Raw genomic sequence first — 23,170 nt, 5'->3', positions numbered from 1 at the left:
TCACCCTAGAAATATCGTAATCACAAATAATATCGTCAGCGCGGCGATCCCGAAGAGGCCGCATGACGGAAGCTCACCCCACGGCTCGATGAATACCCGGCTGAAACCGGCGATGAAACGCTCCACGGGCAGGACGGCGGCCTGCTCCTGCACACGACGGCGCGGTTCAGGGAAGAGCCTCCCGCCGCGGCGCTTTACGGCAATACTGACGACGAGCCAGGCGACCAGCGCGGAGAGAAGAAAGACCAGCAGCCATTTGTATACGTCCCAGATAAAGAATCCCGTTGAAATCCTGAAAGCCATCATTATTCGTCTACCTCCACGGAGAACAGGTTGGCCGGAGTCGTGCGGTTGATCAGCGACTCGACTGAGGGAGCCACAGATTCCTCAAAGAGCTCACCGGGCAGCACCGTCGTCGTGATAAAGAGCATCAGCAGCAAAAAGAGCGGAAAGGCGATCGTCACCTCGCCGCTGAAGTTGAAATCCTGTTTTTGAGAGACCTTGCCGATCGTCAGCGCGATAAGGAAACGCAGCCCCGTGAGCAGCATCGCCACCGTAAAGAGGAAGAGCGCCGTAAGCACGAGGGGACTCATGAAGTTCGCCGAACGGAACAGCAGCTGCTTGCCGCTGTAGCCGATGAAGGGCGGCAGCCCGCCAAGTATCGCGATGACGATGAATAGGGAAAATGCGGTGAAGGGAATACGTTTCAGCAGCGCCCCCTCCTGCCAGAGCTCACGCTCCTCATATCTCTGTTTTAGAAATACCGTTATTATCGCCAGCGCGGCGGAGATAGGCAGGAAGACCAGCCAAAGCGAGATCATAGCTTCAATAGCGCTCACGCCGTAGAGCGCGGCGCGCTCCGCGCTGAAGGTGCCGTCCATTGCGATACCGATGGATATCAGGATCATGCCCTTCATATAGAAGACCATCGAGTTCATAAAGCGCTCAGGGTCCTTAGCGCCGCAGGAGAGGACCAGCGCGAGCATGACTGAGGCGAAGCCGAGCAGGATAAAGAGCATTGGAACCTTCTGCAGCCCCTGCATAGGTCCGTAAAGGGAAAAGATGACGCGGAAGGCGACAAAGAGCGAAGCCTGCGTCCTTATCCCAAAGAAACAGTTGCGCGAGGCGTCTGGAAGATAGGGCGACGGCTTTACGAAGATATAAAGAAGCGGCACGACGAGAAATATAAAGGCCCACAGCGTATCGTTCGCGGGGGCAATCCTCGTGGCGATCATATTGATGTTGCCAGTGCCGTACTTCACCCGCAGGATCACGACTCCGGCGAGAAACATTGCCAAAAGCAGCACGCGCGAGACATAATAGAAGACTGACTCCCCGTCCTCCCGCCTCTTAGTGGCAAAGTTGCTGTAAAGCCCCGTCACGCCAAGCTGTGTAAGCAGCAAAAATACAAAGAGCAGCATTAAACTATTCAGATAGAATATCCCCTGGATGCCGGTACAGGTCAGCAGGAAGAATACCACCTTGCGCGGCGTTATCACATTCTGGCGGTCGGCGAGAGCCCTGATGCCCGCCGTCAGCGCTACAAAGCTCATAAGCGCCGCCGAGATCGCCCCGAAGGCGTCAATCCGCAGCACCGCCTGTGCGTTTTTAACCGACTCGCCGGTGAGGACGCTGGACCAGCCGGTATTCGTAAATACGTAGAGCGGGCTGTAAGAGCCGCTCACGTTCATCCATACGAGGCTGGAAAGCACAGTCCCCGCAACAAGCAGGACGAGGAATGGCAGCTTGTACAATATCTTCGGCAGGACCAGTGCGCGCCCCGTCCACCGGGAGAAAAACCTGTTATATAAAAGCAGCAGCCCGTAACAGCCGGCGCCGGCAAACGGCAGGATCAGCGTGAGTAACGGCAGCGGCATTGATTTAAAAAGCAGCAAAAAATTCATCGGCTCACCAAATTTCTTATAGCTTGTGTTTCGCGCGCTGCGGCGCAGACGCGAATTCGGAAACCACAACAGCAATTATATCAAAGAGTCATGGCTTTTTTCCGATAAAAAATATATCAGCGTGACAAGTTGGCCCTCTATAAATAAACAACGAGGCAATAATTATGCTAGAATAGTCATGCAGCGCTCTGTTCTTTATTTGTCTTATAAACCAAACTTAATTCTCATAAGGAGTGAATGTTATGCAGGAGAAAAAGAAATTATCTCTTATCGCAAAAATTGGGGTGGGCTTCATCATCGGCCTTATCCTAGGATTTATCATCGGACCTATGGCTCCGAACTCACCGTTCATCGCGGACATCGTGATCCCCCTGCTGCAGCTGGTCGGAAATATCTTCCTCGCGCTGCTTAAGATGCTGATCGTGCCGCTGGTGTTCTCCAGCCTGATAATGGGAGCCTCGTCTATAGGAGACCCCAAAGTGCTCGGACGCATCGGCGTCAAGACCGTGGCCTTTTATCTAGGCACAACAGTCGTAGCGATAGCTATCGGACTCGTCCTTGGCAACATTATTCAGCCCGGTGTCGGCATGGCGATCGAGGGGGCCAAGGCGGCGGCCAAAGAGCCGGAGACTGTTTTCAACGTCATCCTCAACATCTTCCCCGCCAACCCGCTGAAGGCGCTGGTTGAGGGAGTAATGCTCCAGGTCATCGTATTCGCGCTCTTCCTCGGCGTCGCGGCAACACTCATCGGTGAAAAGGGACGGGCCTTCCTGGAGTTCAACTCGTCTCTCGCCGAGGTGATGTTCAAAGTCACGGCGATCGTCATGAAGACCGCCCCTTACGGTATCTTCGCGCTCATCGCCGTTACCGCGGCTAAATATGGCCCCGCTGTTCTCGCCCCATTCGCGAAGGTAATCTTCGCCGTATACCTCGGCTGCTTCCTGCAGGTGGTCATCGTCTACTCCGGACTAATTACCGGCATCGTCCACAAGAGCCCACTCTGGTTCCTCAGAGGCGTACGTGAGGCGATGCTCGCGGCATTCGTCACCAGAACGAGCGCCGGCGTGCTTCCTATCTCGATGAACAACGTGCAGAACAACCTAGGAGTCAGCGAAGACGTATCCGCCTTCGTCCTGCCGCTCGGCGCGACGATCAACATGGACGGCACCGCCATCTACGAGGGCATCTGCGCGCTCTTTGTCGCCCAGGCCTTCGGCATCGACCTCAGCTTCGGCGCGCAGCTTGGAATACTCATGACCGCGACGCTCGCCTCCATCGGTACCGCGGGCGTGCCGGGAGCCGGACTGATAATGCTGTCGATGGTCCTTGTCTCCGCCGGGCTGCCGATCGAGGGTATGGCCCTCGTCGCCGGCATCGACGCGGTGCTCGACATGGCGAGGACCTGCGTCAACGTCACCGGCGACATGTGCGTCTCGACCGTCATCGCGAAGACGGAGGGCGAAAAGCTATAGCTCCTTTCGCAGCACGGCTATTGTTCAATTATTAAAATAGACTGTAAATAACTTTTTAACATAAAAGAGAGACCGAAGGCGTTGACAAAAGGGGGGATGCGTAATAGAATATCTCTCGTTGGTGAGGTGGCCGAGCTAGGCTGAAGGCGCTCGCCTGCTAAGCGGGTAGGGGGACATAAATCTCCCTCCAGGGTTCAAATCCCTGCCTCACCGCCATAAAAACGCCAAACGCGCCGGTAGCTCAACTGGATAGAGCATCGGACTACGGATCCGAAGGTTACGAGTTCAAATCTTGTCCGGCGCGCCATTTTTAAGCAGTAACAAGGGGTTTCGGGTTATTCTCGAAAGCCCTTTTTTGTTTTTCGCAGGGCTCAGTGGAAGGGAACGGCGTCATTCGAGATGGAGAAAGAGGCGGCAAAAAAAGTTGACCTGGGAACAGGCAGCGTCGGATATCTGCTCTTCCGTCTCGCGCTGCCTGCGATCACCGCCCAGATCATCAATGTGCTTTACAACATGGTGGACCGCATGTACATCGGCCATCTGCCAGACATTGGCGCGAACGCGCTCACCGGCGTAGGGGTCACCTTCCCCGCTATCACCGCGATCTCCGCCTTTGCCGCGCTGGTCAGCATGGGCGGCGCGCCGCGGGCCTCAATCATGCTTGGTCGAGGCGACAAGGACACGGCTGAGCGTATCCTCGGCAACTGTACGACGGCACTGCTCATCGCGGCCTTCCTGCTGACAGTCATATTTCTGCTTTACGGTAAACGGATACTCCTTATGTTCGGCGCAAGCAGAGCCACGATAGAATATGGCTGGAGCTACATGCGCATATATTCGCTGGGGACAGTCTTCGTGCAGCTCTCTCTGGGACTGAACGCCTTCATCAACACGCAGGGCTACGCGAGGACCGGCATGCTTTCCGTACTGATCGGAGCGGTATGTAATATCATACTCGACCCGCTGCTTATGTTCGGCCTCCATATGGGAGTGCAGGGCGCGGCGCTGGCCACGATCATCTCGCAGGGCATATCGGCTGCCTGGGTGGTGCTCTTCCTCACCTCGGACAGAAGTTACCTTAATATAAAAAGACGCTATATGAAACCCAGATGGGATATATTAGCACCTGCGCTCGCGCTTGGCGCGGCCCCCTTCGTCATGCAGTCCACCGAGAGCATCCTCAATATATGCTTCAACACCTCTTTACTGAAATACGGGGGAGATCTGGCCGTAGGCGCTATGACCATCCAGGGCAGCGTGATGCAGTTTTCGATGTTCCCGCTGCAGGGCATGACGCAGGGCGCGCAGCCCATAGTCAGCTTTAACTACGGCGCAGGCAACATTGAGCGGGTCAGCGCCGCCTTCCGGACGCTCCTCCGCGCCTGTCTCGTTTACTCCGCCCTGATCTGGGCGTTCTGTATGTTCACGCCAATGCTCTTCATCACCATCTTTACCAAAGACGCCGCCCTCACGGAATACTGTGTTCGTTCCATAAGGGTCTACATGGCAGCCTCGCTTATCTTCGGAGCGCAGATAGCCTGTCAGCAGACATTTATCGCCCTGGGCAACAGTCGGACGTCTTTATTCCTCGCCCTGCTGCGGAAAGTTTTTCTGCTGATACCGCTGATCTACATCCTGCCCAACATCTTTGAAGATAAGGTCTTCGCCGTTCTTCTCGCGGAGCCTATCGCCGATACGATCGCAGTCTGTACCACAGTCACAATGTTTTATCTCTCTTTCAGAAAGCTTAAGAGAGAGATACTGCTGTCGCGCGTGTTAAGAAACGCAGCCAGGGAAAACCGCGACGAATCTGCGCAGAAGTAGCGCACTTACTTTACTTTTCCTGTTCCAAGGTAATGGAAATAAAAGAGCTGCTGGGTTCGTATCGCGAAGCGGTTGAGACTGTAAAGCAGAGGCCAGCTAGATTTTCTTGAACAGACATAGGAACAGTGCCGCGATTATTGCAGCAATATAGAAAAGCACAATCAGCAGAGGGGCGGCTATGCATATTAACAATGTCGCCGCCACTACAAAAAACAGAATGAGCACGGGCACCATGAATAAACCGACCGCGGCATTACCGGTCATCCACCAGCCTAGCCCCCACAACGTCCAGCAAGTGATGATGACAAGTGCATCAGTATGACGGTCAATAAAAGAGGTGATATTATTGCTAAACACAGCTTTATCCATCGGTCTTATCATCGGCACCGCCCTCTCCCCGTTTTGGATCTGCTATAGGTTCTGCTTCCTTCACAATGTTATAAAGATCTCATGGACATTCTTTTTAGCTTCCCATGCATGCGTACAGATGTGATAATATGATGAGACAGTAAAAATAATAAAAGCGATGCATGGATAAAAATTTAGAGTTTTATCAGCTTAAATATCGTATAAGCTCCGTAGAGAATGATTCCCAATATCGGCGCAGCTATCGCCAAAGCGGCCATGGCAACAAGAGTTAATATTATACCCATTGCGAGGCTTCCCGTATAAATAGTAGCAGCTGTCAAAGTTATAAATACGAGGACAACTGCCATTTTATTGATAATATCAAAAGAGGCAGTATCAAGTTTACCCAATATTACGCTAGGTTTGGTCATAGGGACTTCCTCGCTTCCTCGTTAATAATCTATATTATACAAGCAGCTTCGGCCATATCTTTATCAAAACCGGCCGATCACTCGCACGTCTTCAATTCGCCGCAGACGTCCGCGTAGTATTCGGAGAAGACGCTGTCCTTGTTCCAGAGGAAGGTAAAGTCATGTTCCATTTCAAAGTCCGCAAGGGGAATTTGCCGCAGCAGGCCGCTTTCTATTTCCTGGCGGACCGCGGCCTGATATAAGAAGGCGACGCCGCAGTCCTGGACCAGAAGACTGACGATAGTGTGCATGTTTTCCACTTCGACGAGGTGAGAGAAGTCCGGGATGGATAGGTTACGGGTCTCCAGGTTTTTTTCCAGGATGTCTCTCGTTCCCGAGCCCTGTTCCCTGACTAGGAGTCTTTCCGGCAGCAGGTCGCTCAGCGTTTTTACATCTTTTATGAAGCGGTGCCCCGCCGCGCAGACAGGGATATATTTTTCCGTCCGGTAGTGCAGCGTGTCGTAGTCGTGCGATTTGAAATAGCCCTCCACAAGCGCAAAGTCAATCTCGCCGCCGCGAAGGTGCTCCAAAAGCAGGGAGGTGTTGCCATATTTGATATGGATGTCCGTCTCGGGATGTTTTTTAAGATACTGCGCCAGAGGCGAAACGATAACATATTCGCCGATCGTAAGGGTCACACCGAATATCAGGGCCTTTTTCTTTTCGTTGTATTGCCGCATGCGCTTGATCATCGCGTTCTCGTCGTTTCGCAGCAGCGTCATCGTCGAGAGAAGGACCTCTCCCGCGGGGGTCAGCTTTATTTTTTTCCCCTCTCGGACCAGCAGCCTGACGCCGTATAGTTTTTCCAGGTAACGTATCTGCTGCGATACAGCCGGCTGCGTGATGTGCAGCTCTTCCGCGGCGTAGGTGAGGTTCATGTATTTGCATACGCTTAAAAATGTCTTTATCCTAAAATCCAGCATCAAAACAACTCCTAATTTTGTCAAACTACGATTTATCTCTGGTAGGGAAAAAGATAAATTGCTGTTTAGCTTTTACCCTATCGATGATAAACGGCGTTTTTTTAAAGCCTTCCTCCCTGAGGAAGGTGGATCGCCGCCGCTTTTGCGGCGAGACGGAAGGAGTGTTGCTCTGTATGGCGCGGGAACCGCGCCATACAGAGTCTGCGGCAAAAGCCGTGGGAGAACCTAAGGTCAACTCTCCCTCAGTCTCGGCGGAAAAACACCGCCGAGCCAGCTCCCTCAATGATGGAGCCAAAATCTTTGCTAAACCGTAATTCACAGTTCAGCCTTTAGAAGCTAAATCGCTGTTTATCTCTGTTCCCGCTTAGATGAAATCGGCCTTTGAGGTACGATTTATCGTCTTTGTCCAATATCCCCACCATCGGCGGAAACTTTCTATTTCTCCACTTTTTATCATAACTTAAATTTATTGTTTCATCAATATTTATAATTTTGAGTTTTAATAAAACATGCTTATAATACACCCGTTACCGCTGATTATTAAGAAAGAGGGTTTAATGAATATGGACTTTGTGAGAAAGAATGGATACGGAATTATGCTTTGCTTTGCGATCGCCGCTCCGGCCTGGTTTCTGGGAAAGATGTTTCCCATCGTCGGAGGCGCGGTCATCGCTATTTTGGCGGGGATGCTGCTGACGATATTTTTGAAGGATAAGTCAAAGGTCGATTCCGGCATCAAATTTACCTCCAAGAAGGTGCTGCAGTGGGCCGTAATCCTGCTGGGGTTCGGAATGGACCTCAACGTCGTGTTACAGACTGGCAGGCAGTCGCTCCCGATCATTATCTGCACGATATCGGTCTCCCTGCTGGTCGCTTACGCGCTGCATAAGACGATGCGCATTCCCTCGAAGATATCGATGCTGATCGGCGTCGGTTCCTCCATCTGCGGCGGCTCCGCGATCGCCGCCACGGCGCCTGTGATCGACGCCGACGAGGAGGAGGTCGCGCAGGCGATCTCAGTAATTTTCTTCTTTAACGTGGTGGCCGCGCTCGTATTCCCGGCACTTGGTCAGATGATCGGCTTTAACATCGCTTCGGGAGAGCCTTTCGGCATCTTCGCGGGTACCGCGGTCAACGATACATCTTCGGTGACGGCCACGGCCGCGACATGGGACAGTATGTGGAATCTCGGCTCGGCTACGCTGGATAAAGCCGTGACGGTAAAGCTGACGAGAACCTTAGCCATCATCCCCATCACTTTGATTTTAGCCACTACGTATGCGCGCAAGGAAAAGGAGGGCTACGGCGGCAAAGTTGACATGAAACAGATATTCCCGTTTTTTATCCTCTTCTTCATCGCCGCCTCCGTCATAACGACCGTGGCCGTAAGCTATGGCGTTTCGGCCTCCACGTTCGGCCCCGTAAAGGAGCTGAGTAAGTTCTTTATCATCCTTGCGATGGCGGCCATCGGCCTGAATACGAATATCGTCAAACTTATAAAGAACGGCGGCAAGCCTATCCTTCTGGGAGCCTCCTGCTGGGCGGGAATCACCGGGGTCTGTCTGGTCCTGCAGTCGGCGCTGGAGCTTATGTAATCCCGCGATCCCGACGGACGACCCTCTGTTACAGGCGGCGCAGAGGCCGCGATATATTGAGACTGCCCCCGCGCGGGGCAGTCTTTTTTTATCCCTGCAACGGCAAATGGTTTCGCGCCGCCGCTTTCGCCCACAGCTGTGGTTAAATAATTTATCCCGCCGCCCTGCCTTTCACTATGATGCCTTATAATAGGAGCAGTCTGACTATCTCTTAAGTTCAAGGACGCCGGCGGTGATGCGGAATGGATATAAAACAACTGAAACGTTTTTTGGATTTGTATGAAACGGGAAGTTTTACAAAAACGGCGGAAAATCTTTTCCTCTCCCAGCAGGCCTTGAGCAGCTCCATCATCACGCTGGAAAGGGAGTTGGGGCGCGCTCTCTTTGAGCGCACGCCCAACGGCATCGTGCCTACGGCGGCGGGAGATATTCTGCGCGACCTGTCTATCCCTCTGGTGAGGAATTTTGACGAAATGACGCTGGAACTAGGCGCCCGGTTCGATAGGATCAGGGAACCGCTTTTTCTGGGGCTGGCGCCTGGCGTTCTACAGGCCTGTTCGCCCGACATGCTCTTCCGGTTCCGCGAGGCAAACCGGGATATCGAGTTAAAAGGCATAGAAAGCTCCGATACCGCCTGCGTTGAGAACGTCTTGAACGGCACGGCCGACATTGCGCTCTGCCCCCGCCCCCATGATATTACTGATATGGAATATATTCCCGTCGGTGAGGAAAAAATTTATGCCGTGGTCAACAGGGAAAGTCCGCTGGCAGGCAGAGGGTCGGTTAGCGTTGCTGATTTAAGAAACGAAAAGCTCGTCTCTCTTAACAAGTATTATGAGGTATATCATAAGCTCGTGGAGTGCTGCCGCCGTCACGGGTTAACGCCTGAATTTATCGTCGAAAGCGGTGAAAGCGGGATATTGCTGAGCATGGTAAAGATGAACATGTGTGTCTTCGTCTGTATGGAATATATCACGCGGGATATGGATATGGAGCACTGCCTCAAGATACCGCTCGCGGACGAAGATATGGTGTGGAAATATGGACTGGTCCGCCGGAGGGGCAGGCCTTTAAGTCGCGCCACTGACAGATTTATCGATTTTATCGTACATCATACCTCACGAAACTGACGCCGCCCGAATATCCGACGGCAGCGCGCCGCGCATACGGCAAAAGCCGCCCCGGCAAAGAGTAAAAACCTTTCCATTACGCCACAAATTTATTTTGTGGTATCACCATTTATTGTTGTTGGAATTATAAAAAAAACTATTGGATAATCGTGGCATCAGGCAAAGGACATCTTTAGATCACGATTTAGTAACCAATGCTGTTAAAAATTTTACGATAACAGGGGTGCGGTCATGAAAATAGTACAGACTGAGATACTGGTCATTGGCGGCGGCATCGCCGGATGTTTCGCCGCAATAAGGGCCAGTAAGATGGGAAAGAGCGTGGCCCTTCTTGATAAGGCGACGCTGCGGCGCGGCGGGAGCGTCGGTCCCGGAATGGACCATGTGTCTATCGGAGTCCATCCCGAATCGATAAGTTATGAGGAGGCCAGAGAATACGCGGCGTCCGCGAAGAAGGATCTGGTGGACCCCAATGTGACTTTGGCGGTCGACGTACACGCCTATGAGCGCGTGAAGGATCTGGAGGAGTTCGGCGTCCCCCTCAGGGAGGACGACGGAAGTTATTTTATCTGGCGTATCCCGGAACGCCATTTCTGCTGTATTTCATACAGAGGGGTGGACACCAAGGTCAAGCTGGGAAAGGCCGTTGAAAAAACAACGACAAAGATTTTTGAAAGGACTATGGGCGTCGAGCTGATCAAGGAGGGCGGCCGCGTGATCGGCGCGGTGGGGCTTAACACGAGAAGCGGCGAGCTCACGGCCTTTATCGCCAAGGCGACGATACTCTGCACCGGAGAGACGACCAGGCAGTATATCGCGCCGGACGGCCCCTTCAATACCTATTTTTCACCGACTAATACCGGCGACGCGGAGACGATGGCCTATCGTGCCGGGGCGAAGATGGTCAACATGGAGTTCCTTTACTGGGATTATGTCACCGTCAGGGCCGGCGGCGGCATCGTCGGGGTCAAGCCGTTCGATAAAATGGGCAAGCTCATCAACCGCAACGGGGAGGTCCTGCTGAACACCCCGGAGGAGAGCATCATGCGCTGCTTCATTATGCAGAAGGAGATCATCGAAGGCTGCAGCCCGCTTTACTGGGATTTAAGGGACGTACCCGAAGATGCCTTGAAGATGTATGAGAGGGAGATGTCGAACGAATATCCCATCACAAAGCAATGGTTTAAGCAGCGGAATCTTGATATAAGAAAGAACCTTATACCGATGAAGCTGGACCCCTGCTGCGTCATGGGAGGGCCGCTCGTTGACGAAAGGCTGAGGACCTCCGTTCCCGGACTCTACGCCGCTGGAGCTACGACCGCTTTCGCGCGGGCGATTGTCGGAGCGAGCGTCACCGGGGATATCGCGGCGGAGGAGGCGTCGGCCTATGCCTCCGCTATCGGGCAGCCCGAGGCGCCTGAGGCGTATCTGCGTCAACTTGAGGAAGAGATATGCGCGCCCCTGGCCAGAAGAGAGGGCATCAATCCCAAAGAGCTGGAACTGGCCGTGCGTGAGCTCGTCACAAACGACGTCGGTTATTTCAAGAGCGAGAACATGATGGAATATGCGCTGGGAAAGCTTTTGGATTACAGAAGGGACTTTACGGATAAGCTGACTGCGGCCAGCCCTCACGAACTGATGCGCTGCTGTGAGGCCAAAAGCATCATCGATTACGCGGAGATGCATATCAGGGCTTCTATGTACCGAAAGGAGACCCGCTTCCGCCACCTGGCAAATTATGTGCACTATCGCACGGATTACCCCGACACCGACCCCGCGTGGGAGAAGTGGGTGGTCATCGAGAGGGACGACGACGGCGAGATGACGATCGGTACCTGCGAGGTGCCGGAGTTAAAGGAGGCGTAATTATTTATGAGCGTGGAGATCATCTATGATAAGTGTCTGAACTGCGGAGCCTGCTATAAGCACTGTCCGAACGACGTGATAGGCTGGGACGGCGATAAAAAAAGGCCGGTCGTCGCCTACCAGGACGAATGCAGCCACTGCGGCGTCTGCGCGTTGGAATGCCGCCACGGAGCCATCCGTCATACGATACCGCTGGCCTGTTATGACGATATTACGACAATGGCTCCATCCGTAAACCAACCGGAAGAGTTCAACTGGCAAAAATGGCTTTGAGCGGCCGGCAAGAGCGCCCTTTTTCAGCTCACCGTACCAGAGATATGGGCGTCTTTTTAGTTATCCGCATCAAGCCTGATAAATCCTGAGGAGGGAATAAAATGACTGAGGGCGTGTGAAAAAAACTCTGTAAATATGGACCTTCTGTGAGAAATCCAATACAACTAGGGCTAATAACGATCCCTGTATAACAAAATTATCAACCTATTAAGTGGCCAGTGTCAATACAAACACTGGCCGCTTTTTATTATTCTTAGCCTATTCAGGCATCCGTCCTTCATACATTACAGCTAGTTCACCAAGGATACTGCGCCAGTTCCTAACTGGCATACTCCATTTCTTGGTTGCTTCAAAAGTAGCAAGATATAAGGCTTTCAGAAGGGCGCCTGCGCTGGGGAATACGCTTCTTTGGCTGTTGAGCCTGCGATAGGTGGAATTAAGGCTTTCTATCGCGTTTGTCGTGTAAATGACCTTTCTTACCTGGCAAGAAAATTTAAATATCGGAGAGATCGTATCCCAGTTGCGCTCCCACCCCTTCACTGCATTTGCATATTTTAATCCCCACTTCTCAGCAACATGCTCCCTCGCTTCCAGCGCATGGGACTCGTCGGGAGCTTGATATATTGTTTTTAGGTCTGCGGCAAATTCTTTGCGGTCTTTTTCAACCACATATTTCATAGTGCTCCTGACCTGATGTATAAGGCAGCGCTGGTATTCAGTCTGCGGGAACGCACTTTCTACTGCTTCGCGCATTCCGCTAAGGCCGTCTGCACAGAGAATGAAGATATCCTTTACACCACGGTTCTTCAGGGAATTCAGGACTGTCAGCCAGTATTTGGCGCTTTCATTTTCTCCCACCTGCAGACAAAGCACTTCTTTTATACCGTTGCTGTTGATTCCAAGTATTACATAGGCTGCGAGCTTCTTTACAGCGTTATCTTCCCTGACAGAATAATGAATCGCATCTATAAAAACAATGGGATAGACTTCGGAGAGTGCCCTGTTCTGCCATTCTTCGATCTGCGGCATTATCTTGTCAGTCACATCCGATATGAAGCCTTCTGAAACGTCGAACCCGTAAATATCCTGTATCGTTGCCGATATCTGACGGGTAGTCATTCCTTTAGCGTACATAGATATTATTTTCTGGTCTATCTCGGAAATATCTTTTTGTCGCTTTCTTACTATCTTAGGATCGAAGCTGGATTCCCTGTCCTGAGGAACGTCTATGCAAAACTCTCCAAAACTTGAGTTTACATGCTTTTGTTTGTATCCGTTGCGGTAGTCGCTGCCTTCTGAACGCTGAGATTTCTTATAACCGAGATGTTCGTCCATCTCAGTCTCCATCATCTCTTTAATCGTACCCCCCAGAAGATCTTTCAGCGCATCCTGGATATCCTTTGCAGATTTGATATCGTATTCCTGAAGTAGGTATCTGATGATATCTCTTTTCCCGTCTGTCATCTGAACTTTGTGAGTAATCTTCTTATCTTTTGCCATTTTAAAGGCCTCCTGTAAGTAATTTTAATTTATCACAGAAGGCCTTTTTGGGCGATTTCTTTATTTACAGAGTTTGTTTCATAGGCTCATGACTGAGGCCAATAAGAGTCATCCGTCAAAAGAGATACGCCGTCCCACTATGTTTGTCGCCCTTTTACCAATGATCGCAATGCTGTTTTTCGTCGGGGTAGGATTTCCGATACTGAAATTACCGATCCCCATCATCCTGTTGCTGCCGAGCGTGGTGGCGGCGATCGTCGCCTATTACCTCGGCTACACCTGGTCCGATCTGCAAAAAGCGATATCGGATAAGATCGGCCAGTCCACAGGCGCGCTTTTAGTTCTGGTATCGGTGGGGATGCTAATCGGCTCGTGGATGATCTCCGGCACGCTGCCGATGATGATCTATTACGGAATACAGATCATCGACACGCGGGTGCTATATTTGTCCGCCTTTCTGGCCACGGCGATCGTATCGGTTTTGTCGGGAACCTCTTACGGCGCGGTGGGGACTATCGGAGTCGTGGTTATGAGTATCGCCGCCACACTGCAGATGTCGCTGCCGATTACCGCGGGAGCGGTCGTCGCCGGCGCTTATTTTGGCGACAAGCTGAGCCCGCTGTCGGATACGACCGTGCTGGCGGCGGCAATCACAAATACCGATATCTACGAGCATATCAGACATATGCTCTGGACGACGGTGCCGGCAAGCCTGCTGGGAATGGCGGTATATTTGATCGCCGGTTTCAACAGTTCCCAGGAGGCCGTCAGCTCGGAGCTCGTATCCACAATGATGACGCAGTTCAACCAAATTTATCACTGGAATATTTTGCTGCTGCTGCCGCTGGTGATCGTCATGGTCGGCAGCGCCATGAAGTATCCGACCGCGCCGCTTATGTTCGTCTCAAGCGTAGTGGCCTGTCTTTTAGCGATCTTTATTCAGGGCTTTTCTTTCAACGACGTCTGCACCGCCTGTGCCAACGGCTTCAACGTCAATATGGTGCATAAGGCCGGCTTCGACGCGGCAGCCGCCAGCTCCGCGGTGGTCAGGCTGCTGAACCGCGGCGGAATGAGCAGCATGATGGGGATACTTCTTATAACATACTGTGCCTTCGTCTTTGGCGGCATCGTATCCTGCACAGGCTGCCTGGAGGTAATGCTGGAAAAGCTGCAGACAAAGGTAAAGACCGACGCCGGCATCATCAGCAGCACCGTCGCGGCCTCCCTGCTGATGAGCGTCATCGGCGGCGTCTCGTACTTATCCATAATCGTCACGGCGGAGCTCTTCGGCGACGTATATAAGGCAAGAGGGTTGGCTTCCTGTAACTTGTCACGCACGCTGGAGGACTCGGGGACCGTTGTGACGGCGCTCATCCCCTGGACGGGAGGGGCCGCGTACATGGCCGCCACTCTTGGCGTAGCCACTATCGATTACCTGCCGTGGGCGATCATGAACTATACGGGCTTTATGTTCGCCATTTTCTACGCGGTAACCGGCATCAGCATAAAAAAGATCCGCAGCTGAGCGCAGAGGCCGCGGCGGATAATCTTTGACCCTACGAAGAGAGGGAGGGGGATATCTGTCCCCTTCTCTCTCTTACTTTTTATCGTTGTTCCTCAGCCTCTTATATGGCTCCTGCCAAAAAAAGGTATCCCTAAGCGTCCCGCTGTCTTTTTGCCAGGAAGGCCTCCGCCTCTTCAAGGCCGGAAAACCCTCTCTGGAGAAGGCTGTTGCGAATCACCAGCTCGGGATAATTTACCCCCGCCGCCTCTAAATCGCGCAGGTGCTCATCAAGCAGCGTCAGGGTTCGCCGCGAATAGGTCCACAACTCCCCCAGCTGGTAGGTCTCCATCGAGGTCATATCGCCACCGCTCTCGTCCGCGGTGCGCAGCGGACGCGCGTGGGCGGCGAGGAGCGGGTAGCGTCTGCGGAAGGCGGCGTTCTGCGGCACCAGCCGCCCGATGATCTTCCGGCTCAGCGCCTTTTTTTCTTCGGAGACCGGCGGCAGACTGGCCGCCAGTTCGAGGTTGGCCTCGGGGTCGGCGATACACATCATGTAGCCGTATTTTTCCGTCATCGGGTTGTCTCCCCGCTCCCGCGCCTGTAAGAGGTCCCCGTGCCAGCTTTCCAGCAGCGGCCTGTTCCAGGCCATGAACTGGCTGCCGCGCATGATGCGGAAGGTCTTCCAGTCATCCTGGCAGGGGGCCCGACCGCCCTCGTTACGCACGCGGTCAAAGAAACACCATTCAAGTCCGATTATTTCGTCGATCAGCTTTTCCATTTTTTCTACCCCACCATAACGCCTAAATTTCTCAGATAATCGCTCTTTATACGCCGCATTATCTCCTCCGCGTGCGCGACCAGGAAGGTATCTTTCGCGGAGGAGAGCTCCTCTCTTTCCAGATGACCGCTGACCATGGCACAGATAGATTCTATCAGCGCTTCGCGGTCGGCTCCCGGCGAATAGAGGGCCTCAAGCCCGGAGACCGCCTCCTGAAGCAGCGGCAGACGGCGCGCGCTGCGGAAGGCCCATTTATAGTAAGGCATATAGCTGCGGTTCAGCAGGTGCACGGCGGAGAGGGCGGCTTTGACGAACTCGCTCAGAGCGAGCGCCGCCGCCACCTCGTCACGGCGTTTCATTATCCTGCCGTAGTTATATTGTCCCGCCTGCGCCATAACGAAGATTCGCGCCGCCAGCTTCTTCAGACGCACGTCGTCTGGGTAACAGGGCAGCAGGCCGTTCCTGACGCGGCTGAATTCCCCAAGTTCGTCGCGGAATATTTCGCCGCTGGTGGCGGCGGCGAGCAGATGTTCCGGGATACGCAGCCAGGCGGCGTCGCCGGATGGAATGCCCCGGCAGCCCGTATATTGCGCGTAAAAGCGGCTTATCCGCATCACGCCGACTCTATCCGCGCCCTGCGGCGTGGCGTTGCGGGCATATCCGAGGAACAACTTAGGCAGCTCCGCGTATAACCGCCGCAGCTCGTCGCCGAAGTCTTCGTCGTCCTCGTCAGTCAGCCACAGGCAAAAGCCGGGGCCAAAGTCGTGGTCACGCGAGAGTTCGTCGTCAAATCCGAGACAGTCCGAACCCTGCCCCGCCAGCCCGACGGCGACGCGGCGCGACCTTTCGCCGAGACGGCTCTCGATCAGCGGCGCGCCATGCTGTAGATAAAACAGGCGGCATAGTTCAAGTCCCTGCATTCCGATCCCCTCCAATATTCCTCTATCTGCCGGCTAATTCAGCCAGCAGGCTGAAACGCTCCGCCTCGTCGGCGAGGCCCGCGGCGGCGAAGGCCTTGGCGCAGCTGCGGCAGGCCGCCGCGTAGTTTATATTGCGCCCAAAACGCCCCTCAATATTGTCTGCCAGCCGGCGGTAGGCCTCGGCGGCCTCTTCGTACCTGCCGCGCAGATATTCCAGCCGCCCGCGGCAGGAGAGCGCGCCGTCATAATGGGGATCGCCCGGCAGGAGGCGAAAGCCCTCTTCCGCCACTTCAAGCGACTTCTGCGCCTCGTCGAGCCGTCCCTCCGCGAGCAGACAGAAGGCGATGTTGGTATTGCAGGTCGCCCTCTCGGAATCGACATCTGTCATCTCCGCCAGCAGACGCAGGGATTTTTCAAAATATTCCGCCGCCTCATTCGTATTCCCGTCCCGCAGCAGAGCCTGCGCCATATTGTTGTATAGGCTCGCGCGGCGGTAGTCGGAGGCCGGCAGCAGCTCCCGGTAACACTCCTCCACCCGCCTGTAGAGCGGCAGCGCCTCCGCGCTCTCGCCGAAGGCGGATTTAGCGGTGGCGTAGTTCAGCAGAACCGTCGCGTAGTCGATGCTTCCGGCAAGACCATTCTCTGAAAGCAGGGCTAAGGCTCTTTCCGCGGAGGCGTAACTTTTTTCTCTTTGGCCGCAGACACGCCAAAAACCCGTCAGTTCGTTGCGGCAGGAGGCCTCCGCGAGGCCGTCGCCGCCTCTTTCGCTAACGGCTGCCGTCTCTTCCAGATACTGCCCGGCTTCGTCAACGCGGCCCTGCGAGAGCAGCTCCTCAAAGCGGCTCAGTACTTTTTCGATGTCCATTATAAAATCAGCCCTTTGCCAAGATCATTTAAGCCCAGTGTATATAAGAGCGTGAAATCTGACAAGGGTACGATAATAAAACAATTATTGTTTTGCCGTGATACTCATTCCAGCACCTGCGCGCCGCCGCCGGATACAATCAGGGTCTGCCCCGACACCCAGGATGACATCGGTGAGGCAAAGAAAAGTACAGCCGAAGCAATATCCTCTGGCGTGCCAAGCCTGTTCAGCGGCGTCAAGGCCAGCATCTTGCGTTCCATTTCCTCAGTGAGCACCGAAGCCAGCGCCTCGGTCTTTACCGCGCCGGGGGCGACGGCATTCACGCGGACCGGGGCGACGTCGATCGCCATCTGGCGCGTCAGCGCGTTGACAGCCGCCTTTGAGGCGCTGTAGACAGACATGTTCATGCTGCTCATGACGCTCGCCATCGAGCTGATGTTTATGATGGAACCGTATCCCGCGCGCTTCATATGGGGAAGGCAGAGGCGTGAAAACCTGAATATGCTGTAGACGTTGAGGCCGAATATTTTATTGAGATAATCGTCCGTAAGTCCGTCAAATATTTCCCTGCCGCCTCCACCGCCGCCAGCGTTGTTGACGAGGATGTTTATCGCGCCGAAATCCCTCGCCGCCTCTTCAATTACGGCCTCACTATCCAGCTCGGCGAGGACGTCACAGCGGTAGGCCTTTGTCTGTACACCGCACTCCGAGGCGATCTCGGAGGCTGAGAGAGCCGCCGCGTCATAATTTCTGTCCAACAGCGCGACGGAGGCCCCGGAACGCGCCAGCATCATCGCGGAGGCCTTTCCTATCCCCGCGGCCGCTCCCGTGACCACAGCTGCCTTTCCCCGTAAATCAATAAGTTTTCCCGTTACCATGGCAAATACACCTCTATTTTATATTTTATCTGTTTTAAGGCGGGCACGAATAAGGCTCCTCCCGCCGCTTAACAATTCATACTTGAAAATATATAACGGCGCGCACGCGCCGAAAAGGCCAAATCACCCAGCGAAGCATACAAAAATGGCCGGAGTCATCTCCGGCCATTTCAGTATGTTTCTCTTTTGTCCGTTTGCCGCTTTCGCGTCAATCTTTCTTATCCTCGGAGGCCGCGGGCGCCGTCTGGTCGGAGGAGGCCGCCTCGGGCTGCTTTTCCTCGGGGAAGATGGAGGCGTCCAGCACCTTCACATTCGCGCGGGAGAGCAGCTCTCCGTAGAATTTCTGCTGAGCCTGCTGCATCTTCTGGTTTTTGATCACCGCCGTAACGTCGCCGCTCACTTCGTCGAAGGGAAGCACACGCTCGGCTGATTTACTGCGTTTGATGGCGATGTAGCTGTGGTTCTCTCCGGCGCTCTCAACAGGAGTGACCTTATTCATCGGGTAATCCTTGAGGACGGAGAGCTCTTTCTGCTGCAGCATCTGGTCGGTTATGATCGTCGGTTTGTCATAGGAGGTTGCCATCTCGATGTCGTTTTTGTATTTCTCTATCTCTGCATCCCACTTCGCGCCGCCGGCGATCGCCTTCTGCGCCGCTTCGGCCGCCGCCTTGTCCTTGAAGGTGGCGATGTTGACCATCACGCCCGCGGGTTGCTTATAGAGGAAATTCTTCGCCGTGTCGTAGAAGGCGCGGACCTCTTTGTCGTCCACCGCGACATCTTTTTCAAGCGACTCCATGAGCTTCTGCATCTGGAGCTGCTTTTTGATGTCTTCTTTTATCTGTTTTTCGGTGAGCCCGCTGCGCTTGATAAATTCCATAAATTCCTCGCGCGTGGGATAGCTGTCCATCGCCCTGGTGTAGGCCGCGTCTATCTCGTCGCTGGGAACGTCTATCTTTCTGTTGGAGATCTCCTTCTGCAGCTCGCCCTGAATGATAATGCCGTCAAGAGCGGCCCTTCTGATCTGAGGGATGTCCGCCGAGCTGACGTTGCTGCCGTACTGCTCGGAGATCTGCGCCGCGCCCTTTTCAAGCTCGGAACGCAGAACTTTCCTGCCGTTGACCTCCGCCACGGGGTAATCGCGCATTCCGTCTCCGCCGCCCCTGTTGCCACGGGAGTAGAGCCCGTATCCCGCGAAGCATGAAGCCACGAAGAATAGTATCACGATTATCATTATTACTTTGGTATAGTTCCGCATAGTTCTCAGCAAGGGAAATCTTCCTCCTCAAAATAATCACTTTGTTTATAACTTAGTTATGATACGCTAGCGCCCCGATACTGTCAAAGACCGAGGCAAAATTACCGAGTTCGGCCTCTTTTTCCGCGGCGTATTTCGCGCAGAGCTTAGTGCAGGCCTCCACATCAGCGCCGATCTGTCCGATAAGCTCTTCCGCTCCGTCAAATTTTCTCTCGCCGCGGATACGTCCGATGATGAAGAGCCGCATTAGGCTGCCGTATAGGCCGTCGTCAAAGTCTATCACGTGCGCCTCGCAGCGCGGCGCGCGGCGTCCGTCGTCAAAGGTCGGGTTGCTGCCGATGTTGAGCGCGACGCTGCGCCACTCCCCCTCTATATATGAAAGGGCCGCGTAGACGCCGTGCGGAGGATATATCTTGCCCTCTTTGACGGATATATTCGCGGTGCGGTATCCGAGCAGCCGTCCCCGCGCCTCCCCCTGCACCACTCTGCCGCTGATAATGAACGGATAGCCCAGAAGTTCGCAGGCCAGCGCCATTTTGCCGGCCAGGACGGCCTCTCTCGTCGCGGTGCTGCTTACCACCCGCCCCTCGGCCTTGTAGGAGGGGATGACATCGAGCGACCAGCCGCGTTCCCGCGCAAGTTCGGCAAGCACGACGGGATTGCCGGAGCGTCCCCTGCCAAAGCGGAAGTTTTCACCGATGACAAGGCCGTCGACGCGGTATTTTTCCGCGATGTAGTCCGCAAACCCGCGTGGTTCAAGCGCCGCGAATTCATGCGTGAAGTGTATCTTCTCCATGCGCGGTATGCCAAGGTAACGGGCGATCAGGTCCCTTTCGGGCGGCGTGAAAAGCAGTTTGAAGTTGTCACGGTTAAGGAGCATCCGTGGATGGCCCTCGAAGGTGATGACTCCCCAGCCGGTGTCTCTTTGTGCGGATTCCCGCTTAGCCATTTCAAGAAGCCGCCGGTGACCTAGGTGAAAGCCGTCAAAGGCCCCAAGCGCGTATATCATTCGGCCCCGCCCCCCTGGATTATTATGTTGACCTCGGGAGCCAGCTCAAAGGTCCCCCCACAGGGAAAGGGCGAACAGATGGAGAATATCCTTTCCGAAGCGACGACCAGCCTGCCGGCAAGCGGCGCGGTCTGTACGAGCGGACGGCGTTTCAGCCCGGCGAGCGTTATCCGCTGTCCATGAGACAGCCGCTCGAAAGAATCGCCGTCCGCCTCGTAGCCTGGAAAGAGTTCGCAGAGACCTGTAACTGGGATCAGCTCCGCAGCAAGTTCCTCGCGCGACATTTCAAAAAGGGCCTCCGCGCCTTTAGCCTTAGTAATAGAGAAGGGACCGCTTGATATTCTCGCAAGGCTGGCAATATGGGCCAGCGAGCCAAGGCGTTCGCCAAGGTCGCGGGCAAAGCTGCGTATGTAGGTGCCCTTGCGGCAATCGACGCACATTCTCACCCTGCCGCTACCGTCCAGCGAAGAGAGGCGGGATATTTTTACAAAGCAGACCGGTTTGGCCTCCGGTATGACCGCCCGCCCGCCGCGCGCCAGAGCGTGGGCCCGTTCGCCCTCGATGTGGACGGCGGAGACCGCTGGCGGAGACTGCATGCGCCAGCCCATAAAGCCGCAGAGCGCAGAGTCGATCATCTCGTCGGTGATATGCTCCCATGGCGCGCGCGCCGTTACCTCGCCGCTCATATCGTCGGTCGAAGTGGCGGCGCCGAAGGCGATCTCCGCCTCATAGCGTTTTGGCATCTCCATGACGAAGTTCGAGAGGCGCGTCGCCTGCCCCACCAGCACGAGCAGAAGGCCGGAGGCGGTAGAATCGAGAGTTCCGCCGTGTCCCGTCTTTATCTTTTTGCCAAGGATGCCGCGCACTCTCTGTACACAGTAAGTGCTTCTGAGCCCTGCCGGTTTATTGAGCGGAAGTATTCCCGAAAGCGACATACTTTTCAGCCTCTTTTTTTACCGACGCGAGGGTATCCTCAAAACCACCTGAAATTTTAGCGCCGGCGGCGTTCTGATGGCCGCCGCCGCCGAAGCGGGAGGCAAGATCGCGCGCGCTGTAGGGCGCGCGGCTTCTCACGCTGAGCTTATTATTGCCGTTTTTCTCCGCGAGAAAGAGCGCCACCTTTACGCCTTTGATACGCATCAGCATGTTGATGAGGCCGTCAAGGGCGTTGGAATCCGCATCCGCGCCGTCGATCTCGAAACCGCGGAGCCAGAATAGAGCGCATTTACCGCCGGCAAAGAGCTCAGTGCGCGATAGGGCAAGCCCCCAGAGGCGCAAAATTTTATCAGTCATATTTTCGTTGATGCGGTCGTCGATCTCCGTCGGCTTCGCCCCCGCTTCGAGCAGGAGCTGCGCGCAGCCGTGGCTCTCCACCGAGGTCGAGTTGTAACGAAAGTTGCCGTTATCGGTCACCAGCGCCGTGTAGAGCGCAGAGGCCTCCCCCTCGGTGATGCCTTTGCCGTAGGCCGAAAGCAACGCGGTAATTATCTCCGCGGTGGCGGAGGCACTTGGCACGACGAGATTCGTCGCGGCGAACATCGTGTTGTCGCCGTGGTGGTCGATGTTGACGGAGTCGGCGCAGGCCGACAGCAGCTCCGGCATGTTGGCGAGCGTACGCTTTTCCGTGCTGATGTCGACGGCGGCCAGCAGAGCGTTCCGCACCTCTCCGGCAGGAAGGCTTTTGGTTACGCGCAGCTCCGCCGCATGCGGAAAGAAGGAGAAGGTATCCGGCAGACTGTCTGGACAGACAATCATAACTGATTTACCCTCCCGCTTTCCCAGGGAATAGAGCGCGAAGGCGCTGCCGAGGGTGTCTCCGTCAGGATTTTCATGGCAGAGTATCACCCACGAATCATGTCTTTTCAGCTTTTTCAGCACCTCGTCAAAGAGGCCGTTCTTCTCCGCCGTCACTGCTGAGCGTCCCTTTCGGCCCTCTTCTGCGCGTCAAGCTCCGCCACTTTATCAAGCAGCTCGTCCATCGCACGCGCTTTGTTTTCCGAGTCGTCATAGCAGAAGTGAAGCTCGGGGATCGTACGCAGGTGCATCTCCTTGCCCAGCATCGAACGGAGGGGACCCGCCGCCGAGTCGAGCACGGCCTGGACCTTTTCGCGGTTTTCTTCCTTTATAAGGGTATAAAAGACCTTTGCGTAGCTCAGGTCACGCGATACGGAGACCTTCGTGAGCACGGCCTCCGCCGCCTCCGCCCTCTTTATCCGCGTCTGGAGCATCTCGGAGATGAGACGCAGAAATTCTTTGTTTATCCTGTCAATTCGATAGGTCGCCATAATTGAACACCTCCAGCGAGAATCCGGTTATCTCGAATTCTCCCTCTTCTTCCCTCTGATACAGATATTTTTCAAGGTTGCCCATTCTTTCGTCAAGCTCCGCGGAGGAAGAACCCGCCGCCGCGAAGCCCAGTTCGGCGGCGTTATGACATCCGTCCGGCCCAAGGTCGGAGGCGGAGATGGCGAAACGTCCGCGTACGCCGTCCGTGAGAGAGCGCACCACATGTCTGCGGTCTTTGAGGCTGCCCGCAAAGGGAAGCCTCAGTGAAAGCTGCGCCGCAGCTATCCAAAAGGACATCTTATCTTCACTCCAATTACAGCATGCCTTTGGCAGTCTTAAAAGGTATATTCTGCCTGCCGCCGCCCGCCGC

23 protein-coding genes and 2 tRNA genes are annotated in these 23,170 nt (G+C 54.6%); 9 read left to right on the top strand and 16 right to left on the bottom strand.

The features are described 5' to 3' along the window. Both BED41_RS06445 and BED41_RS06440 read right to left on the bottom strand, forming a co-directional pair. Positions 1–306 carry a hypothetical protein gene (locus tag BED41_RS06445; RefSeq protein ID WP_066744202.1) on the bottom strand — a complete coding sequence of 102 codons (306 nt, stop codon included), beginning with the start codon at positions 304–306 and terminating at the stop codon, positions 1–3. Continuing rightward, positions 306–1,895 (bottom strand): proton-conducting transporter membrane subunit, encoded by a 1,590-nt coding sequence (locus BED41_RS06440; protein WP_168160241.1) that lies wholly within the window; start codon positions 1,893–1,895, stop codon positions 306–308. Before BED41_RS06440 ends, BED41_RS06445 begins: the two co-directional genes overlap by 1 nt. Positions 1,896–2,146: 251 nt before the next feature. On the opposite strand from BED41_RS06440, the gene BED41_RS06435 reads away from it, so the two are divergent. From BED41_RS06435 to BED41_RS06420, 4 genes are all read left to right on the top strand, one after another. Then, the gene (locus BED41_RS06435) at positions 2,147–3,376 is read left to right on the top strand and encodes a dicarboxylate/amino acid:cation symporter (protein WP_066744200.1); all 1,230 of its coding nucleotides are present in this window, start codon (positions 2,147–2,149) and stop codon (positions 3,374–3,376) included. A 120-nt stretch (positions 3,377–3,496) separates the two neighbouring features. Continuing rightward, positions 3,497–3,592 (top strand) — tRNA-Ser (locus BED41_RS06430). Between the two features lie 14 nt (positions 3,593–3,606). Beyond that, a tRNA-Arg gene (locus BED41_RS06425) sits at positions 3,607–3,683 on the top strand. Between the two features lie 92 nt (positions 3,684–3,775). Next, positions 3,776–5,200 carry an MATE family efflux transporter gene (locus BED41_RS06420; protein WP_084002293.1) on the top strand — a complete coding sequence of 475 codons (1,425 nt, stop codon included), beginning with the start codon at positions 3,776–3,778 and terminating at the stop codon, positions 5,198–5,200. A gap of 96 nt (positions 5,201–5,296) precedes the next feature. Here BED41_RS06420 and BED41_RS06415 read toward each other — a convergent pair whose 3' ends face one another. From BED41_RS06415 to BED41_RS06405, 3 genes are all read right to left on the bottom strand, one after another. Next, on the bottom strand, positions 5,297–5,581 hold the full coding sequence (locus BED41_RS06415) for a hypothetical protein (RefSeq protein ID WP_066744199.1): 285 nt from the start codon (positions 5,579–5,581) through the stop codon (positions 5,297–5,299). Between the two features lie 161 nt (positions 5,582–5,742). Further along, positions 5,743–5,979 carry a hypothetical protein gene (locus BED41_RS06410; RefSeq protein ID WP_066744198.1) on the bottom strand — a complete coding sequence of 79 codons (237 nt, stop codon included), beginning with the start codon at positions 5,977–5,979 and terminating at the stop codon, positions 5,743–5,745. Positions 5,980–6,056: 77 nt separating this feature from the next. Then, complete coding sequence (locus BED41_RS06405) at positions 6,057–6,941, bottom strand: LysR family transcriptional regulator (RefSeq protein ID WP_066744194.1); 885 nt, start codon at positions 6,939–6,941, stop codon at positions 6,057–6,059. Positions 6,942–7,504: 563 nt separating this feature from the next. Here BED41_RS06405 and BED41_RS06400 point away from each other — a divergent pair. From BED41_RS06400 to BED41_RS06385, 4 genes are all read left to right on the top strand, one after another. Further along, on the top strand, positions 7,505–8,536 hold the full coding sequence (locus BED41_RS06400) for a YeiH family protein (protein WP_066749044.1): 1,032 nt from the start codon (positions 7,505–7,507) through the stop codon (positions 8,534–8,536). A gap of 242 nt (positions 8,537–8,778) precedes the next feature. Then, positions 8,779–9,666 carry a LysR family transcriptional regulator gene (locus tag BED41_RS06395; RefSeq protein ID WP_066744192.1) on the top strand — a complete coding sequence of 296 codons (888 nt, stop codon included), beginning with the start codon at positions 8,779–8,781 and terminating at the stop codon, positions 9,664–9,666. A 231-nt stretch (positions 9,667–9,897) separates the two neighbouring features. Next, positions 9,898–11,532, top strand: coding sequence for an FAD-dependent oxidoreductase (locus BED41_RS06390; RefSeq protein ID WP_066744190.1), 1,635 nt, complete (start codon positions 9,898–9,900; stop codon positions 11,530–11,532). A 6-nt stretch (positions 11,533–11,538) separates the two neighbouring features. After that, complete coding sequence (locus BED41_RS06385) at positions 11,539–11,805, top strand: 4Fe-4S dicluster domain-containing protein (RefSeq protein WP_066744188.1); 267 nt, start codon at positions 11,539–11,541, stop codon at positions 11,803–11,805. Positions 11,806–12,063: 258 nt separating this feature from the next. Here BED41_RS06385 and BED41_RS06380 read toward each other — a convergent pair whose 3' ends face one another. Continuing rightward, complete coding sequence (locus tag BED41_RS06380; RefSeq protein WP_066742107.1) at positions 12,064–13,305, bottom strand: IS256 family transposase; 1,242 nt, start codon at positions 13,303–13,305, stop codon at positions 12,064–12,066. Between the two features lie 73 nt (positions 13,306–13,378). On the opposite strand from BED41_RS06380, the gene nhaC reads away from it, so the two are divergent. After that, positions 13,379–14,830, top strand: coding sequence for a Na+/H+ antiporter NhaC (gene nhaC / locus BED41_RS06375; RefSeq protein WP_229712410.1), 1,452 nt, complete (start codon positions 13,379–13,381; stop codon positions 14,828–14,830). A 130-nt stretch (positions 14,831–14,960) separates the two neighbouring features. Here nhaC and BED41_RS06370 read toward each other — a convergent pair whose 3' ends face one another. The 10 genes from BED41_RS06370 to BED41_RS06325 all read right to left on the bottom strand — a co-directional run bounded on the left by BED41_RS06370 (position 14,961) and on the right by BED41_RS06325 (position 23,097). After that, the gene (locus tag BED41_RS06370) at positions 14,961–15,587 is read right to left on the bottom strand and encodes a DUF4125 family protein (protein ID WP_066744184.1); all 627 of its coding nucleotides are present in this window, start codon (positions 15,585–15,587) and stop codon (positions 14,961–14,963) included. A 5-nt stretch (positions 15,588–15,592) separates the two neighbouring features. After that, positions 15,593–16,507: a DUF4037 domain-containing protein gene (locus BED41_RS06365; RefSeq protein WP_157102283.1), complete on the bottom strand. Its 915-nt coding sequence runs from the start codon at positions 16,505–16,507 to the stop codon at positions 15,593–15,595. 22 nt (positions 16,508–16,529) lie between these two features. Further along, complete coding sequence (locus tag BED41_RS06360; RefSeq protein WP_066744179.1) at positions 16,530–17,372, bottom strand: tetratricopeptide repeat protein; 843 nt, start codon at positions 17,370–17,372, stop codon at positions 16,530–16,532. A 104-nt stretch (positions 17,373–17,476) separates the two neighbouring features. Further along, the gene (locus BED41_RS06355; protein WP_066744178.1) at positions 17,477–18,250 is read right to left on the bottom strand and encodes a glucose 1-dehydrogenase; all 774 of its coding nucleotides are present in this window, start codon (positions 18,248–18,250) and stop codon (positions 17,477–17,479) included. A 208-nt stretch (positions 18,251–18,458) separates the two neighbouring features. Then, positions 18,459–19,517 (bottom strand): peptidylprolyl isomerase, encoded by a 1,059-nt coding sequence (locus tag BED41_RS06350; RefSeq protein ID WP_157102282.1) that lies wholly within the window; start codon positions 19,515–19,517, stop codon positions 18,459–18,461. Positions 19,518–19,557: 40 nt separating this feature from the next. Then, positions 19,558–20,514, bottom strand: coding sequence for a riboflavin biosynthesis protein RibF (gene ribF / locus BED41_RS06345; RefSeq protein WP_066744176.1), 957 nt, complete (start codon positions 20,512–20,514; stop codon positions 19,558–19,560). After that, on the bottom strand, positions 20,511–21,449 hold the full coding sequence (gene truB / locus BED41_RS06340; protein WP_066744171.1) for a tRNA pseudouridine(55) synthase TruB: 939 nt from the start codon (positions 21,447–21,449) through the stop codon (positions 20,511–20,513). Before truB ends, ribF begins: the two co-directional genes overlap by 4 nt. Further along, positions 21,418–22,425 carry a DHH family phosphoesterase gene (locus BED41_RS06335; RefSeq protein WP_066744169.1) on the bottom strand — a complete coding sequence of 336 codons (1,008 nt, stop codon included), beginning with the start codon at positions 22,423–22,425 and terminating at the stop codon, positions 21,418–21,420. The genes truB and BED41_RS06335 overlap by 32 nt, the downstream gene beginning before the upstream one ends. Next, on the bottom strand, positions 22,422–22,799 hold the full coding sequence (gene rbfA, locus BED41_RS06330) for a 30S ribosome-binding factor RbfA (protein WP_066744167.1): 378 nt from the start codon (positions 22,797–22,799) through the stop codon (positions 22,422–22,424). The genes BED41_RS06335 and rbfA overlap by 4 nt, the downstream gene beginning before the upstream one ends. Beyond that, positions 22,780–23,097 carry a DUF503 domain-containing protein gene (locus BED41_RS06325; protein WP_066744164.1) on the bottom strand — a complete coding sequence of 106 codons (318 nt, stop codon included), beginning with the start codon at positions 23,095–23,097 and terminating at the stop codon, positions 22,780–22,782. The genes rbfA and BED41_RS06325 overlap by 20 nt, the downstream gene beginning before the upstream one ends. Positions 23,098–23,170: the final 73 nt, after the last annotated feature.

Source organism: Cloacibacillus porcorum (genome assembly GCF_001701045.1).
Classification (GTDB): Bacteria; Synergistota; Synergistia; order Synergistales; family Synergistaceae; genus Cloacibacillus; species Cloacibacillus porcorum.
Note: the sequence above shows the minus strand (reverse complement) of the source record. Positions and strands in the feature narration are given on the sequence as shown.

Bases quoted from the DNA above. Each gene is read 5' to 3' on its own strand.
- BED41_RS06445 (WP_066744202.1), bottom strand. From the start codon at position 306: ATGATGGCTTTCAGGATTTCAACGGGATTCTTTATCTGGGACGTATAC.
- BED41_RS06435 (WP_066744200.1), top strand. From the start codon at position 2,147: ATGCAGGAGAAAAAGAAATTATCTCTTATCGCAAAAATTGGGGTGGGC.
- BED41_RS06420 (WP_084002293.1), top strand. From the start codon at position 3,776: ATGGAGAAAGAGGCGGCAAAAAAAGTTGACCTGGGAACAGGCAGCGTC.
- BED41_RS06415 (WP_066744199.1), bottom strand. From the start codon at position 5,581: ATGATAAGACCGATGGATAAAGCTGTGTTTAGCAATAATATCACCTCT.
- BED41_RS06410 (WP_066744198.1), bottom strand. From the start codon at position 5,979: ATGACCAAACCTAGCGTAATATTGGGTAAACTTGATACTGCCTCTTTT.
- BED41_RS06405 (WP_066744194.1), bottom strand. From the start codon at position 6,941: ATGCTGGATTTTAGGATAAAGACATTTTTAAGCGTATGCAAATACATG.
- BED41_RS06400 (WP_066749044.1), top strand. From the start codon at position 7,505: ATGGACTTTGTGAGAAAGAATGGATACGGAATTATGCTTTGCTTTGCG.
- BED41_RS06395 (WP_066744192.1), top strand. From the start codon at position 8,779: ATGGATATAAAACAACTGAAACGTTTTTTGGATTTGTATGAAACGGGA.
- BED41_RS06390 (WP_066744190.1), top strand. From the start codon at position 9,898: ATGAAAATAGTACAGACTGAGATACTGGTCATTGGCGGCGGCATCGCC.
- BED41_RS06385 (WP_066744188.1), top strand. From the start codon at position 11,539: ATGAGCGTGGAGATCATCTATGATAAGTGTCTGAACTGCGGAGCCTGC.
- BED41_RS06380 (WP_066742107.1), bottom strand. From the start codon at position 13,305: ATGGCAAAAGATAAGAAGATTACTCACAAAGTTCAGATGACAGACGGG.
- BED41_RS06370 (WP_066744184.1), bottom strand. From the start codon at position 15,587: ATGGAAAAGCTGATCGACGAAATAATCGGACTTGAATGGTGTTTCTTT.
- BED41_RS06365 (WP_157102283.1), bottom strand. From the start codon at position 16,507: ATGCAGGGACTTGAACTATGCCGCCTGTTTTATCTACAGCATGGCGCG.
- BED41_RS06360 (WP_066744179.1), bottom strand. From the start codon at position 17,372: ATGGACATCGAAAAAGTACTGAGCCGCTTTGAGGAGCTGCTCTCGCAG.
- BED41_RS06355 (WP_066744178.1), bottom strand. From the start codon at position 18,250: ATGGTAACGGGAAAACTTATTGATTTACGGGGAAAGGCAGCTGTGGTC.
- ribF (WP_066744176.1), bottom strand. From the start codon at position 20,514: ATGATATACGCGCTTGGGGCCTTTGACGGCTTTCACCTAGGTCACCGG.
- truB (WP_066744171.1), bottom strand. From the start codon at position 21,449: ATGTCGCTTTCGGGAATACTTCCGCTCAATAAACCGGCAGGGCTCAGA.
- rbfA (WP_066744167.1), bottom strand. From the start codon at position 22,799: ATGGCGACCTATCGAATTGACAGGATAAACAAAGAATTTCTGCGTCTC.
- BED41_RS06325 (WP_066744164.1), bottom strand. From the start codon at position 23,097: ATGTCCTTTTGGATAGCTGCGGCGCAGCTTTCACTGAGGCTTCCCTTT.